Annotated in this window: 14 protein-coding genes; 6 read left to right on the top strand and 8 right to left on the bottom strand. The window is 63.8% G+C overall.

The features are described 5' to 3' along the window. Positions 1–9 precede the first annotated feature (9 nt). Together P0D96_RS22535 and P0D96_RS22540 are read right to left on the bottom strand one after the other, a co-directional pair. Positions 10–393 (bottom strand): c-type cytochrome, encoded by a 384-nt coding sequence (locus tag P0D96_RS22535; RefSeq protein WP_132375377.1) that lies wholly within the window; start codon positions 391–393, stop codon positions 10–12. A gap of 56 nt (positions 394–449) precedes the next feature. Then, entirely contained in the window at positions 450–818 is a 369-nt protein-coding gene (locus tag P0D96_RS22540; protein WP_132375378.1) for a c-type cytochrome, read from the bottom strand. Between the two features lie 460 nt (positions 819–1278). On the opposite strand from P0D96_RS22540, the gene P0D96_RS22545 reads away from it, so the two are divergent. The 5 genes from P0D96_RS22545 to P0D96_RS22565 all read left to right on the top strand — a co-directional run bounded on the left by P0D96_RS22545 (position 1279) and on the right by P0D96_RS22565 (position 6795). Further along, positions 1279–2121: an AAA family ATPase gene (locus tag P0D96_RS22545; RefSeq protein ID WP_132375379.1), complete on the top strand. Its 843-nt coding sequence runs from the start codon at positions 1279–1281 to the stop codon at positions 2119–2121. A 101-nt stretch (positions 2122–2222) separates the two neighbouring features. After that, entirely contained in the window at positions 2223–3398 is a 1176-nt protein-coding gene (locus P0D96_RS22550; protein ID WP_132375380.1) for a vWA domain-containing protein, read from the top strand. Positions 3399–3438: 40 nt separating this feature from the next. Further along, entirely contained in the window at positions 3439–4659 is a 1221-nt protein-coding gene (locus P0D96_RS22555) for a benzoate/H(+) symporter BenE family transporter (RefSeq protein WP_408315352.1), read from the top strand. A gap of 287 nt (positions 4660–4946) precedes the next feature. Continuing rightward, positions 4947–5900: a transaldolase gene (gene tal / locus P0D96_RS22560; RefSeq protein WP_408177971.1), complete on the top strand. Its 954-nt coding sequence runs from the start codon at positions 4947–4949 to the stop codon at positions 5898–5900. Positions 5901–6381: 481 nt separating this feature from the next. Then, on the top strand, positions 6382–6795 hold the full coding sequence (locus P0D96_RS22565) for a VOC family protein (RefSeq protein ID WP_132375383.1): 414 nt from the start codon (positions 6382–6384) through the stop codon (positions 6793–6795). A gap of 22 nt (positions 6796–6817) precedes the next feature. On the opposite strand, the gene P0D96_RS22570 is transcribed toward P0D96_RS22565, so the two are convergent. From P0D96_RS22570 to P0D96_RS22595, 6 genes are all read right to left on the bottom strand, one after another. After that, positions 6818–7942, bottom strand: coding sequence for an FUSC family protein (locus P0D96_RS22570; protein WP_408315353.1), 1125 nt, complete (start codon positions 7940–7942; stop codon positions 6818–6820). Positions 7943–8106: 164 nt separating this feature from the next. Then, positions 8107–9657 (bottom strand): monocarboxylate uptake permease MctP, encoded by a 1551-nt coding sequence (mctP, locus tag P0D96_RS22575; protein WP_408315354.1) that lies wholly within the window; start codon positions 9655–9657, stop codon positions 8107–8109. After that, the gene (locus tag P0D96_RS22580) at positions 9657–9896 is read right to left on the bottom strand and encodes a DUF3311 domain-containing protein (protein ID WP_132375386.1); all 240 of its coding nucleotides are present in this window, start codon (positions 9894–9896) and stop codon (positions 9657–9659) included. Before P0D96_RS22580 ends, mctP begins: the two co-directional genes overlap by 1 nt. Before the next feature lie 408 nt (positions 9897–10304). Then, positions 10305–11237: a class I SAM-dependent methyltransferase gene (locus P0D96_RS22585; RefSeq protein WP_408315355.1), complete on the bottom strand. Its 933-nt coding sequence runs from the start codon at positions 11235–11237 to the stop codon at positions 10305–10307. Then, positions 11234–11707: a DNA-deoxyinosine glycosylase gene (locus P0D96_RS22590; protein ID WP_132375388.1), complete on the bottom strand. Its 474-nt coding sequence runs from the start codon at positions 11705–11707 to the stop codon at positions 11234–11236. The genes P0D96_RS22585 and P0D96_RS22590 overlap by 4 nt, the downstream gene beginning before the upstream one ends. Further along, positions 11707–12390 carry a chorismate--pyruvate lyase family protein gene (locus P0D96_RS22595; protein ID WP_408315357.1) on the bottom strand — a complete coding sequence of 228 codons (684 nt, stop codon included), beginning with the start codon at positions 12388–12390 and terminating at the stop codon, positions 11707–11709. The genes P0D96_RS22590 and P0D96_RS22595 overlap by 1 nt, the downstream gene beginning before the upstream one ends. 240 nt (positions 12391–12630) lie before the next feature. Between P0D96_RS22595 and P0D96_RS22600 the strand changes: the two genes are divergently transcribed. Next, positions 12631–13137 carry an OmpA family protein gene (locus P0D96_RS22600; RefSeq protein ID WP_408315359.1) on the top strand — a complete coding sequence of 169 codons (507 nt, stop codon included), beginning with the start codon at positions 12631–12633 and terminating at the stop codon, positions 13135–13137. The last annotated feature ends 60 nt before the right edge of the window (positions 13138–13197 follow it).

The following is a 13197-nucleotide window of genomic DNA, read 5'->3' on the forward strand; positions in this document are numbered from 1 at the left end:
GCGGCGCGCTTACTTCTTCTGCACCAGATCGCCGTTCAGCGATTCGACGTAAGCGGCAATGTCTTTCATGTCGCTTTGCGACAGGCTTTGCACCTGCGCCTGCATGATCGGGTTGTTGCGACCGAGGTGCGGGTTGCCGTTGCCCATCTGGTATTGGCGCAGCGCCCAGTAGACGTAATCGGAATGCTGACCCGCGAGCTTGGGATACTCCGGGCTCACCGGCTTGTTCAGGTTCACGCCGTGGCAAGCCGCGCAGTTGTGGCTGTCGGACAGCACCTTGCCGTTGCCGGCGTCGGCGGCGTGCGCGACGTTCGCTGCAACCAGACCGATCACTGCCGCCGACGCGCATGCAGCCTTGAACACCGTGTGGAGTGCCTGTTGGGGCTTATTCATGAATTCTCCTATCCCGCGAATTTATTTGCCGAGTGACTGGATGGACAAGCCGCCGGTCACTTGTCGGGATTGCTCTTCGAAGAGGAATTTTGCGCTGCGTAGTAGGCAGCGATGTCGGCGATGTCCTGATCCGACAGCGACGCGGTGATGGCGCGCATTGTTTCGAAATGGCGGTCGCCCTTCTTGTAGCCATGCAGGGCGTTCTCGAGGTACGCCTGGTTCTGCCCGCCGAGCATCGGCACGCGGTAGACCTCAGGGTAAGCCGTGCGGTATTCAGGGATGCCGTGGCAGCCAATACACATCGCGACCTTGCCTTGGCCCGCCTTCGCGTTGCCGACGACATCCGCTGCCTGCGCACCGGCCGTATAGCCCGCGAGCACCGACAGCGCTGCGATCACGACGTGTTTGCCAACGAATTTATTCATAGCATGTAACCTGGCTTGAGGGGAAACGGGCGACCAAAAAGGCAACGGCCCGCGCCGTTATTCTTATAGGGAGCCACGCAGGCCAAAAAAATCGGGCTAATTGTACCGCGACGCCGCGCCGAACGTCCACCGCGCGGGGCCGCGGCGCATCCGGCCACCGCAAAGCCACGGCTAGCGCCGGTTTGCTCCGCCGCGCCCGATCCGCAAGGCATGGCGGCCACCGCCGCATGCCAGCCGCTCGCGCCGGATCGACACCGCATCCGACACCGCATTCAGCCCGCTCTCGCCCGGCGCGCCCGCCCACCAGGCCCGCCGGGCGAACGTTCGGGCCGCTCGCCGGCGCCGCGTGCGCACTGGCTTCGCGCTACGGCACCGCGGGTGACACCTTACGCGAGGCGGTTTCAGGCCAACAGGCCTTCTGACTTATACTGGGTTTTTTCCCGAAAAAGAGCATCTCGCCATGCGTTTCGAAGGCTCATCGCAGTACGTCGCCACCGACGACCTCAAGCTCGCGGTCAACGCCGCGATGACGCTCAAGCGCCCGTTGCTGATCAAGGGCGAACCCGGTACGGGCAAAACCATGCTCGCCGAAGAGGTCGCCGCCGCGCTCGGCATGCCGCTTTTGCAGTGGCACATCAAGTCCACCACCAAGGCGCAGCAGGGTCTGTACGAGTACGACGCGGTGTCGCGCCTGCGCGATTCGCAACTCGGCGACGAACGCGTCAAGGACATCGGCAACTACATCGTCAAGGGCGTGCTGTGGCAGGCGTTCGAGTCGGAGGAGCAAACGGTGCTGCTGATCGACGAGATCGACAAGGCCGACATCGAATTCCCCAACGACCTGCTGCGCGAACTCGACCGCATGGAGTTCTACGTGTACGAGACGCACGAGCTGATCCGCGCGAAACAGCGCCCGCTCGTGATCATCACGTCGAACAACGAGAAGGAGCTGCCCGACGCGTTCCTGCGCCGCTGCTTCTTCCATTACATCAAGTTCCCCGATCCGGTCACCATGCAGCAGATCGTCGAGGTGCACTATCCGGGCATCAAGAAGGAACTGCTCGCGGCCGCCATGCAGAGCTTTTTCGAACTGCGCAACGTCGCCGGATTGAAGAAAAAGCCGTCCACCTCGGAACTGCTCGACTGGCTCAAGCTGCTGCTCGCCGAAGACATTCCCCCCGAAGCGCTGCGCTCGTCCGACCAGAAGCAGATCATTCCGCCGCTGCATGGCGCGCTGCTGAAGAACGAGCAGGACGTGAATCTGTTCGAGCGGCTGATCTTCATGAACCGCAACAACCGTTGAACCACCGTTGATTGATCGTTGATTGAGCGCCGGATGGTCGCCAAGCCGCCATTGAAGCGCGCGGCGCCCCGACCACCCGCCGCCGCCGCAGAGGACCCAGCATGCTGATCGACTTCTTCTACTCGCTGCGCGCCGCCAAACTGCCGGTGTCGGTGAAGGAATACCTGACGCTGCTCGAGGCGCTCAAAGCCAACGTGATCGCGCCGTCACTCGACGAGTTCTACTATCTCGCGCGCATCACGCTGGTCAAGGACGAGCAGTACTTCGACAAGTTCGACCAGGCGTTCGGCGCGTATTTCAAAGGCGTCGCGCAAGCCTCGGAGCTCGCCTTCGACGTCCCGCTCGACTGGCTGAAGAAGAAGCTGCAACGCGATCTGTCGCCGGAAGAAAAAGCGCAGATCGAGGCGATGGGCGGCCTCGACAAGCTCATGGAGCGCCTGAAGGAACTGTTCGACGAACAGAAGGAGCGCCACGAAGGCGGCAACAAGTGGATCGGCACGGGCGGCACGTCGCCGTTCGGCAATGGCGGCTACAACCCGGAAGGCGTGCGCATCGGCGGCGACGCGGCGGGCAACCGCACCGCCGTCAAGGTCTGGGAAGCGCGCGCCTATCGCGATTACGACGACCAGGTCGAAATCGGCACGCGCAACATCAAGATCGCGCTGCGCCGCCTGCGCCGTTTCGCCCGCGAGGGCGCCGCCGAAGAACTCGACCTGCCCGACACGATCCGCAGCACCGCCGCGAACGCCGGCTGGCTCGACCTGAAGATGGTGCCCGAGCGGCACAACAAGGTGAAAGTGCTGATGCTGCTCGACGTGGGCGGCTCGATGGACGATCACATCAAGCGCACCGAAGAGCTGTTCTCCGCCGCCAAAGCCGAGTTCAAGCACCTGGAGTTCTACTATTTCCACAACTGCGTGTACGACTTCCTGTGGAAGAACAACCGCCGCCGTCACGCCGAGCGCATGCCGACGTGGGATGTGCTGCACAAATTCACGTCCGACTACAAGCTGATCTTCGTCGGCGACGCGACGATGAGCCCGTACGAAGTGCTGCAGCCAGGCGGCTCGGTGGAGTACAACAACGCCGAAGCCGGCGCGGTATGGCTGCGCCGGCTCGCCGATCATTTCCCGCACCACGCGTGGCTCAATCCCGAACCGGAAGGCTTGTGGGCGTACCGGCAGTCGGTCAGCGCGATCCGCGAGGTGCTCGGCCACCGCATGTACCCGCTCACGCTCGCCGGCCTTGAGACCGCGATGCGCACGCTGAGCAAATAGTCCGCTCGAGTTTTACCTTCAACGATAAGAAAGCATCTGCATGAGTCCGTCTTCCACGCCCGATTTGTCCCCTGCCGTCACTCCGCCCGGGCGCCTCAACCCTTTCGCCGACACTTCGCTGTCCGCCATCGTCGCCGGTTTCGTCGCGATGATGACGGGCTACACCAGTTCGCTCGTGCTGATGTTCCAGGCGGGCCAGGCCGCGCATCTGAGCGACGCGCAGATTTCGTCGTGGATCTGGGCCTTGTCGATCGGCATGGCCGTCTGCACGATCGGCCTCTCGCTGCGGTTTCGCGCGCCGATCGTGATCGCCTGGTCGACGCCCGGCGCGGCGCTGCTGGTGTCGTCGCTGCCGCACGTGGCTTATGGAGAGGCGATCGGCGCGTTTATCGTCTGCGCGCTGCTGCTCACGCTGGTCGGCCTGACCGGCTGGTTTGACACGCTGATGAAGAAGATTCCGGCGGGCATCGCCTCGGCCTTGCTGGCGGGCATCCTGTTCGAGATCGGCATCGAGATTTTCCGCGCCGCGCAGTTCCAGACCGCGCTCGTGCTGACCATGTTCTTCACCTACCTGGTCGTCAAACGGCTCGCTCCGCGCTATGCGATCGTCACGACGCTGATCGTCGGCACGGCGGCCTCCGGCGGGCTCGGACTGCTCGACTTCAGCCGCTTCCACGTCGCGCTGGCGCATCCGGTGTTCACGATGCCGGTGTTTTCGGCGGCGGCCAGCGTCAGCATCGGGATTCCGCTTTTCGTCGTCGCGATGGCGTCGCAGAACGTGCCGGGCATCGCCGTGCTGCGCGCGGACGGCTACAGCACGCCCTCGGCGCCGCTGATTTCGACCACCGGCATCGCCTCGCTGCTGCTCGCGCCGTTCGGCTCGCACGGCATCAATCTTGCGGCAATCACCGCGGCGATCTGCACCGGCCCCGAAGCGCACGAAAACCGCAACAAGCGCTATATGGCGGCGGTATGGTGCGGCATCTTCTACCTGATCGCCGGGGTTTTCGGCGCGACCATCGCCGCGCTGTTCACGGCCTTGCCGAAGGCGCTGGTGGTCTCCGTCGCGGCGCTGGCGCTGTTCGGCTCGATCATGAGCGGCCTCGCCAACGCCATGCAGGACCTGAAGCAGCGCGAGGCGGCGCTGGTCACGTTCATGGTGACCGCGTCCGGGCTGACTTTGTTGTCCATCGGCTCGGCTTTCTGGGGGCTGGTGGCGGGCGTGCTGACGCAAGTGGTGTTGAACGCGCGGCGCGCCTGATCAGTCGGCAAAAAGCGCTCGGCGGAATCGGTCAGCGCCGGATCGGTCGGCGGAAAATGCCGCCTGAAACCGCGCGAACGGATCGCCGTGGGCAACTGTCAATACCGCATCAGCCGATCCGCCATAGAATAGAAGCATCCGGCAGCGCTTTCCGTCAAAATTCCCCGGCAAGATGGCGGGCAGCGTTGCAGCGTGACCCGCGGCCGCCGGATCTGGTTAGCGTTTCAGGCCGGTGGCAACCTCATTTCTCCTGAACCACGGCGCGCACGCGCCCTGAAGGCTCGAACATGACAACCGCACTCGATCAACTCAAGCAATACACCACCGTCGTGGCCGATACCGGCGACTTCCAGCAGCTTGCCCAGTACAAGCCGCAGGACGCGACCACCAATCCGTCGCTGATTCTGAAAGCGGTGCAGAAAGACGACTACAAGCCGCTGCTCGAAAAGACCGTGAAGGCGCACGCGTCGAAGCCGGTCGGCGCGATCATCGACCAGTTGCTGATCGCCTTCGGCACCGAAATTCTCAAGATCATTCCGGGCCGCGTGTCGACGGAAGTGGACGCGCGCCTCTCGTTCGACACGCAAGCCTCGATCGCCAAGGGCCGCGAACTGATCTCACTGTACAAGGAGCACGGCATAGGCCGCGAACGCGTGCTGATCAAGCTGGCTTCCACTTGGGAAGGCGTCCGCGCGGCGGAAGTGCTGCAGAAGGAAGGCATCCACTGCAACATGACACTGCTGTTCTCGCTCGCCCAGGCGGCCGCCTGCGCCGAAGCGGGCGCGCAACTGATCTCGCCGTTCGTCGGCCGGATTTACGACTGGTACAAAAAGAATGCCGGCAGCGCGTGGGACGAAGCGAAAGACGGCGGCGCCAACGACCCGGGCGTCAAATCGGTGCGCCGCATTTACGCGTACTACAAGAAGTTCGGCTACAAGACCGAGGTGATGGGCGCGAGCTTCCGCACGCCGGGTCAGGTTCTGGAACTGGCCGGCTGCGACCTGCTGACCATCAGCCCGGATTTGCTGCAAAAGCTGCAGGACAGCACCGATAAGGTGGAGCGCAAGCTGTCGCCGGATATCGCCAAAGGTGCGGATATCGAACGCGTGCCGGTCGACGAAGCGTCGTTCCGTTTCCTCGTCAATGACGAAGCCATGGCAACTGAAAAGCTCGCCGAAGGGATTCGCGCCTTCGCTGCGGACGCGGTCAAGCTGGAAAAGCTGATCGAAGCGTTGCGTTAAGCTTTGCTCGCGCCGCTTGGCTGGCGCTCAAAACACACGGCCTTGGACTTCACGGTTCCGGGCCGTGTGCCGTTTACCGACCTTCGGCGGTTGTGGTTGCGTTTGACCCGCGTCATGGACCGCCGCGCCTACGACATATAGTCACAAGTAACGCCTGACGGGCGACTAGAATCTTCTGCAAGGGCGATTCACGGTGGTCTATTAGCGTTGCCCCTGTGCGGGGCGGCACCTACTTTCTTTGCCGCGGCAAAGAAAGTAGGCAAAGAAAGCCGCTTTACACCGCCAACCCTTAAGCGGGCTCCCCGCGTAGCCACGGTAGTGGTGCATCTGGAATCGGTGCCCTCGCGCATTGTGCGCTCGTGACAAGGCACTCATTCTTCCGGCGGCGCTGCGCGCGCCGTCGCGGTACTTCTTCAACCCTAGGGCTCTTGCGTTGCTTGTTGCGGGGATATCGCGCTGCTCACCCTTTCCGGAGACGATCATGCTGGTTCAACCTTACGTATTTTTTAACGGGCGCTGCGAAGAAGCGCTCGACTATTACTGCGCGAAACTCGGCGCTCAGGTGACCTTCAAGATGCGCTACAAGGAGGCGCCGCCCGATCCGCAAAACCAGCCGCGGCCGGGTCTCGAAGAAAAGATCATGCACGCTAACGTGCGGATGGGTTCGACCGACTGGATGGCATCCGACGGACATTGCGATCCCTCGGCTACGATGAACGGCTTCAGCCTGTCACTCACCGCCGACGACGCCGCCTCCGCCGAAAAGTACTTCAATGCGCTCGCCGACGGCGGCCAGGTGACGCTGCCGTTTCAGCCGACTTTCTGGAGCAAGGGCTTCGGGATGGTGGTCGATCGCTTCGGTCTCATGTGGATGGTGACGGTGCCGGAGGGCTGAGCGTTGAGGGTCGCAGCCGCACCTAAGCCTTCAGCAAAGTCCTTGAATGCCGTTCGATGTTCCAGTTCGGCTCGGTTTCCAGCAACAACTCGCGCAGCCGGTCCACTTGTTCGGCAAGCCGCTGTCCGAGCCAATACGGCCCCTGAAATTCGGTCGGCAGCTTGAGCGCCGCGTCGCCGTGCCTCTGCGCGAGCGGCGATGCGGCCGGAATGCCGAAGTGTGTCGCCCGGCCAAAGCGCAGGCCGCGCGCCATCGCCAGCAGAATCGAGCGCACGGTGCGCACCTCCACGCCGCATTGCTCGGCGTACGCGGCGCGCGCCGTGGCGTCGGCGTGCATCAGCGGACCCGTGGCGAGCAGCTCCAGCGAACTGAGCACCGAGCGGTGCAGCCGCTGAATCTCTTCGAGCTTCGACTGCGGCACGTCGATTTCCTTCGCCACCGAAGGCATCAGCGAGCGCAATTGCACGAGCCGCTTGTTGATCGCCAGAAAGCGCTTGACCTGCTCTTCCTCGCTGATCGTCTCGCCTTCCAGCAGCCGCGTGTAGACGCGCGCGCATTCGCGCAGATTCGTCGCGAGCCCGTAGCGCCACGAATAGGTGGCATGCAGCGGCAGCGCGAACGAAAACGCCAGCGCGATCACAATCCCGATCAGCACGTTCAGCGTGCGCCACAGGCCGACGTCGATCAGATTGTCGCCGTGACCCGCGACGATGCACATGGTGATCGCCGTCAACAGCCCGATATAGCCTGACGAGCCGATCGCGAACCACGCGCAGATGCCCGCGACGATCGACATCAACACATAGGTGAGCGGCGCCGACCCGGTGAGGTTCTGCAACACGATCAGCGAAAGCCCGATCGACGCCCCGAGCAACGTGCCCGCCGCCCGTTCGGCTGCCTTCTTGCGGATATTGCCGTGATGCTGCAAGCCGCCGATCACCACCAGCAAAGTGACCGACGACCAGATGCCGTGCGGAATGTCGATCCCGGTGGTCGCCAGAATCGAAACCAGCATGGCCAGCCCGACGCGCAGGCTGTGCAGCACCTTGGCGTGGCGATAGCGGTAGTAAGGCGACGTAACCGCGCGAACCATCCGGCTAAGGGCCGAGCGGCGTGGAATCACGGTGTGGGAATCGGCAGAAGCCATGGCGGCGCGCTCGATGCGGTGAAGGACGGTTCCGCTATCCTGCCCTGGAGTGCCTCATTAGGACAAACGTCGGCAAGACAAACGCCCGCACACTTTCGTGTGCGGGCGTTGCGGTTTTCAGTTTGTCGAACCCCGTGAAGCGGCACGACATCAAGCAGGCGTGATCAGCTTTCGACCACGTCCAGATAGTCTTCCGGACGGGTGCGGTCTTCGGCGCGCTGCATGCCGGCCGCGCGCACCAGCAGGCTCACCACCACCGCCACCACCAGGTTTACGATCAGCGACCACACCGCGGCATAGCCCGGAATCGCCATGCCGAACAGGTGGATCGTGAAGATCGAGCCGGCCAGCTTCAGCGAAATCGCCATCCACGTGCCGGTTGCGATGCCGACCGCCCAGCCGATCAGCAGGCCCCGGTAGTCGAGCACGCGCGTGTACAGACCCAGCACGATCGCCGGCAACGTCTGGATGATCCAGATACCGCCGAGCAGCTGCAACTGGATCGCGTACGTGAGCGGCAGGCCGAGAATGAACGCCACCGCGCCGACCTTGACGATCAGCGAGACCAGCTTTGCGACATTGGTCTCCTGTTCATGCGTCATGTTGCGGTTGACGAACTCCTTGTGGATGTTGCGCGTGTACAGGTTCGCGGCCGCGATCGACATGATCGCCGCCGGCACCAGCGCGCCGATGCCGATCGCTGCGAACGCCACACCGACGAACCACGACGGGAAGTAATGCAGGAACAGCGCCGGCACCGCGAAGTTCGGGCCGAATGCCTTGAAGTACGGCGCAAACTCCGGCATGTCCTTCACACCCGAGGCAAGCGCCATGTAGCCGAGCAGCGCGAGCAGGCCGAGCACCAGCGAATAAGCCGGCAGCATCGCCATATTGTGGCGGATCGTGTTACCCGACTTCGACGACAGCACCGCCGTGATCGAGTGCGGGTACAGGAACAGCGCGAGCGCCGAACCCACCGCGAGCGTCGCGTACGCGCTGTAGCCGTTCAGGCTCGAGACGTCCGGCGCTTTGAGCAGCAGCTTGGCCGGCGGCACCACGCTGAAGATGTGGCCGAAGCCGCCCAGTTGCGGCGGAATCACGATGATCGCGGCGAAGATCGTGATGTAGATCAGCACGTCCTTGACCACCGCGATCATGGCCGGCGCGCGCAGACCCGAGGTGTACGTGTACGCCGCCAGGATCGCGAACGCGATGATCAGCGGCAGATCGCCGACGAAACCCTGGGTGTCGAAACCCAGCGCGCCGATCACCACTTCGATACCGACCAGTTGCAGCGCGATGTACGGCATGGTCGCGACGATGCCGGTCACGGCGATCGCCAGAGCGAGCATACGGCTGCCATAGCGCGCCGAAACGAAGTCCGCCGACGTGACGTAGCCCTGACGTTTGGCGATGCTCCACAGTTTCGGGAACACCACGAACGCGAACGGATAGATCAGGATCGTGTACGGCAACGCGAAGAAACCGGTTGCGCCCGCACCGAACACCAGCGCCGGCACGGCGATGAAGGTGTACGCGGTGTACAGGTCGCCGCCCAGCAGGAACCACGTGACGATGGTGCCGAAGCGCCGCCCGCCGAGGCCCCACTCTTCCAGATGCGCGAGATCGCCGCGCCGCCAGTGAGCCGCGATAAAGCCGAGAATCGTGACGCCGATGAAAAACAGAACGAAGACGAAAGTTGCAATGGCGTTCATTATCGTGCGCCCCCCTGCGGACGGCCGCTGGAGCGCGTCTTGGTCTTGAAGTACACGAGCGCCGTGATGACGGCGCTGATCAGCACCCACAGGAGCTGATACCAGTAGAAGAACGGAAAGTCGAACAGCACGGGTTCGACCTTGTTATATGACGGCACCCAGATCATCGCGATCCAGGGCAACAGCAGCAGCCAGAGCCAGTGCTTACTGGCCTTGTTCGCGTCGGCGTCGTGAGCCATGACGTCTCCTCTTCCCTATTATTGAAATGTTGGCCCGTGTTTGACGGGAGGTGGATCCCATAGCGGATGGCCACGGGCGCCCCGAAAGCTTCGAAAGAGTATAGGAGCGGCGAACGCGCGGTCAAGCAGGGACGACCCCAGCACGAGCGTGCTTTCAGGGGCCAGTGGGACGCTGTTTCGACGGGCGTATTTGAAGCGCTGCAGCGGGGCGCGTAAGGCCGCGTGGCTTGGGTCTGACAGGCCGGCCCGCTTCGCGAGGAAGAGGACCGGCTGTTCAATGCGCGATGGATGACGGCGGCGAGCGTCGCGTGGGCGCAACGGCGAGCGGCACGCCGACGGCGGTGTTCAGTCCATGCACTGCTTTGGATCGGACCGGCTTGCGCGGCCCGACCGCCCAGGTCGTCGCAATCAGACCGAGAACGAGACGCCGGTCTGCCCGGTCGATTCCTGCAGACCCTTGATCCACTTGCGCGCGGGCAGACCGAGTTCCGCTTCGATCAACTTGGCGCGCGCTTGCAGCGCCGTGAACGGCACCTCGAGCGCCGGACCCGAAAACGCGATCGCGATGCGGTTGCCGTCGTGCACTTCCGGCAGCGCGACCACGCGGCCGTCGAAGGCTTCGTTCAAACGCTTCATATTGCGCACGAAGCTCGGGTGATCGCCGAACAGGTTCACCGTCACCACGCCCGCGTCGGTCAGGCACGCGCGCACCGCGCGATAGAAGCCGACGCTGTCGAGCACCGGACCGCGCGCCGTCGCGTCATAGACGTCGATCTGCAGCGCGCCGATCGTGCCGTGATTGGCGCGGTCGTTGACGAAGTCCCATGCGTCGGTTTCATGCACCGTCAGACGAGCGTCGTCGTGCGGCAATTCGAACATCGTGCGCGCGGCCACCACGACCGCCGGGTTCACTTCCACCGCCTCGACCTTCGCGCGTTTCAGGAAACGGTGCGCGAACTTGGTCAGCGCCGCGGCGCCCAGACCGAGCTGGACGATGCGCTTGGGCGTTTCGATGAAGAGCAGCCAGGCCATCATCTGCTGCGCGTATTCGAGTTCGATGTGATCCGGCTTGCGCAGACGCATTGCGCCCTGCACCCACTCCGTGCCGAAATGCAGAAAGCGCACGCCGCCCTCTTCCGAGAACGTCACCGGCGCGAAACGCGGCTTGCGCGGCGCTTCGATTTGCGGCGCATCGTGCAGATCGTCGTCGTGCGAGACGCGCTGTTTGTTGCGCGCGGCGTTCTGCTTTTTCTGTGTTTTTTGTTTCCCGTCGGCGACGTCAGCGTCGCGGTTGCGGAAGGCACGCGCTTCAGCCGAAGCGCGCTTGATCAATTTCGTCATGTAAGGATGTCGCGCCAAAGACGCAATTTTTGGTCGAACGAGAGCATAGCATTCGCCGGACTCGACGAAGGCAATACCAGGGTGACGTAGCCCGCCGCACCGATCACCGGCGCGAAACGGCCCGCCGTCTTGCCGTTGAAGCAGACTTTCGCGAGCTTCGGCGCGTGGGCGCGCAACGAAGCGAAATCATTGGGGCTGGCATTGCGGATCGCCGCGTCGAGACTGCCTTCGCGCGTACAGGCGGCAAGCACGTCCCACACGCCGATGCCGTGCGCGAGCACGCGGCGCAGACGCTCTTCGTAGCTGAGTTCGGCGAGCGGTTCGTCGAGCACGGTGCCGATGAGGCGCCAGAACTGGTTGCGTGGATGCGCGTAGTACTGCGTCGCGGCAAGCGACGCCTCGCCGGGAAAGCTGCCGAGAATCAGTGTATGCGTGTCCGCGGCGACGACGGGAGGAAAGCCGCGCAGCATCAGCGGCTCCGTTCGTCGGATGCACGCGTTGCGGGATGCGCGCGCGATGCGGTGTGCTCGAGCGGGCGGCCGTGTTCGCGCACCCGCGGATGCGCCAGCCACTCATCCGACTTGCTCGCGCCGGACAGAGTCGCCAGATGCGTCCATAACGCCGGCAACATGCACTCGGTGACCATCAGCGGCGCACTGCGGCGCTCGAACACGGAGCGGCGCGCGACCAGCGCATGCGGCGGCGGCCCGTCGACCTCATGTGCCGCGAGGTGATAGAGCGGATGCCGCGCGGTCAACCTGCGGCTCACCAGCGACGAACGCGCCACACTGCTATCGCTATACAGCAACTCGGCCAGCGGCCGCGTCCGCAGACGCCGCATGGCCTGCCACACGCCCGCGCTCGCGGCGAGCGGCGCGATGCTATGCGCGGCGACAAACGGCACGCCGTCGACGCACAGCACGACTTCCCGAACCCAGACCGGCGCACGCGGCGCAAGGCCGAGCGCGGCGCTCTCGTCGGCCCACGGCAGCGCGACGCCTTCGCGCGTCACGCGTACCGCGACCGCGCCGAGCGCACGCAGATGCGCGGTCAGTGAACCACCACGGGTCAGCCAGTCTTTCTGGGCGGCGCTCAAGCCGGGTAAGGGCGCGACGCGCCAGTGGGCGTCGGCGGCATCGAAACGGATAGACATGGTGTCGGATTATAACGGCGCGGCTGTCGGACCATTCGCCAGCGCGCAGGCCTTTCCCTTCAGCAGATTCCATCGACTACGACGGCGGTCGTGCAGCACTTCCACGGGCGCGTCGATTTCAGATAGTTCCGATTCTCCGCGGCTCGCGTCGCGCGATAAAACCTCCGTGCTTTGCAAAGCCGGCCGCCGCCGATCGAATGGCGCGCCATGTGAACGAATAATCAAGGAGAAAACACCAAGATGAAGCACATCCTGAGCACCACCGCATGCGCGATTTCTGTCCTGCTGATGGCAGGTTGCGCGGCGCAACTGAACCGCGATACCGAGACGTCGTTGAACAAGGCCGTTGGTATCGAGGTGGCGCCGGTTGCCGGCGGTGTCGCGGTCAAGCTGCCCGAAACCGCCCTGTTCGATTTCAACAAATCCAACGTGCGCAGCGACGCCGCCGCGGTCATCGATCGTTCGGCCGTGCTGCTCAAGCGCAGCAAGAAACCGATTGTCGTGGAAGGCTACACCGACAACGTCGGCACCCTCGAATATAACCAGCAACTGTCCGAAGCGCGCGCGACCGCGGTGGGCTACGCGCTGGTGGCGCGCGGCATCCCGATGAGCCGCATTCGCACGAAGGGCAACGCGTACAACGATCCGGTGGCGAGCAACGATACGCCCGAAGGCCGCGCGCTGAATCGTCGCACCGAGATCGTCGTGCGTGGCGAGACGATGGATACGTTGATGGGAAAGAAGTAGACGGCCACCAGTTCCAGGCCAGCTCTAAATAAAAACCCGGGCGCGTGTGAGCCCGCCCGG

Origin of the sequence: Paraburkholderia sp. RL17-347-BIC-D (assembly GCF_046027915.1) — a bacterium.
In the GTDB taxonomy this organism is placed as follows: Bacteria; Pseudomonadota; Gammaproteobacteria; order Burkholderiales; family Burkholderiaceae; genus Paraburkholderia.

Bases quoted from the DNA above. Each gene is read 5' to 3' on its own strand.
- P0D96_RS22535 (WP_132375377.1), bottom strand. From the start codon at position 393: ATGAATAAGCCCCAACAGGCACTCCACACGGTGTTCAAGGCTGCATGC.
- P0D96_RS22540 (WP_132375378.1), bottom strand. From the start codon at position 818: ATGAATAAATTCGTTGGCAAACACGTCGTGATCGCAGCGCTGTCGGTG.
- P0D96_RS22545 (WP_132375379.1), top strand. From the start codon at position 1,279: ATGCGTTTCGAAGGCTCATCGCAGTACGTCGCCACCGACGACCTCAAG.
- P0D96_RS22550 (WP_132375380.1), top strand. From the start codon at position 2,223: ATGCTGATCGACTTCTTCTACTCGCTGCGCGCCGCCAAACTGCCGGTG.
- P0D96_RS22555 (WP_408315352.1), top strand. From the start codon at position 3,439: ATGAGTCCGTCTTCCACGCCCGATTTGTCCCCTGCCGTCACTCCGCCC.
- tal (WP_408177971.1), top strand. From the start codon at position 4,947: ATGACAACCGCACTCGATCAACTCAAGCAATACACCACCGTCGTGGCC.
- P0D96_RS22565 (WP_132375383.1), top strand. From the start codon at position 6,382: ATGCTGGTTCAACCTTACGTATTTTTTAACGGGCGCTGCGAAGAAGCG.
- P0D96_RS22570 (WP_408315353.1), bottom strand. From the start codon at position 7,942: ATGGCTTCTGCCGATTCCCACACCGTGATTCCACGCCGCTCGGCCCTT.
- mctP (WP_408315354.1), bottom strand. From the start codon at position 9,657: ATGAACGCCATTGCAACTTTCGTCTTCGTTCTGTTTTTCATCGGCGTC.
- P0D96_RS22580 (WP_132375386.1), bottom strand. From the start codon at position 9,896: ATGGCTCACGACGCCGACGCGAACAAGGCCAGTAAGCACTGGCTCTGG.
- P0D96_RS22585 (WP_408315355.1), bottom strand. From the start codon at position 11,237: ATGACGAAATTGATCAAGCGCGCTTCGGCTGAAGCGCGTGCCTTCCGC.
- P0D96_RS22590 (WP_132375388.1), bottom strand. From the start codon at position 11,707: ATGCTGCGCGGCTTTCCTCCCGTCGTCGCCGCGGACACGCATACACTG.
- P0D96_RS22595 (WP_408315357.1), bottom strand. From the start codon at position 12,390: ATGTCTATCCGTTTCGATGCCGCCGACGCCCACTGGCGCGTCGCGCCC.
- P0D96_RS22600 (WP_408315359.1), top strand. From the start codon at position 12,631: ATGAAGCACATCCTGAGCACCACCGCATGCGCGATTTCTGTCCTGCTG.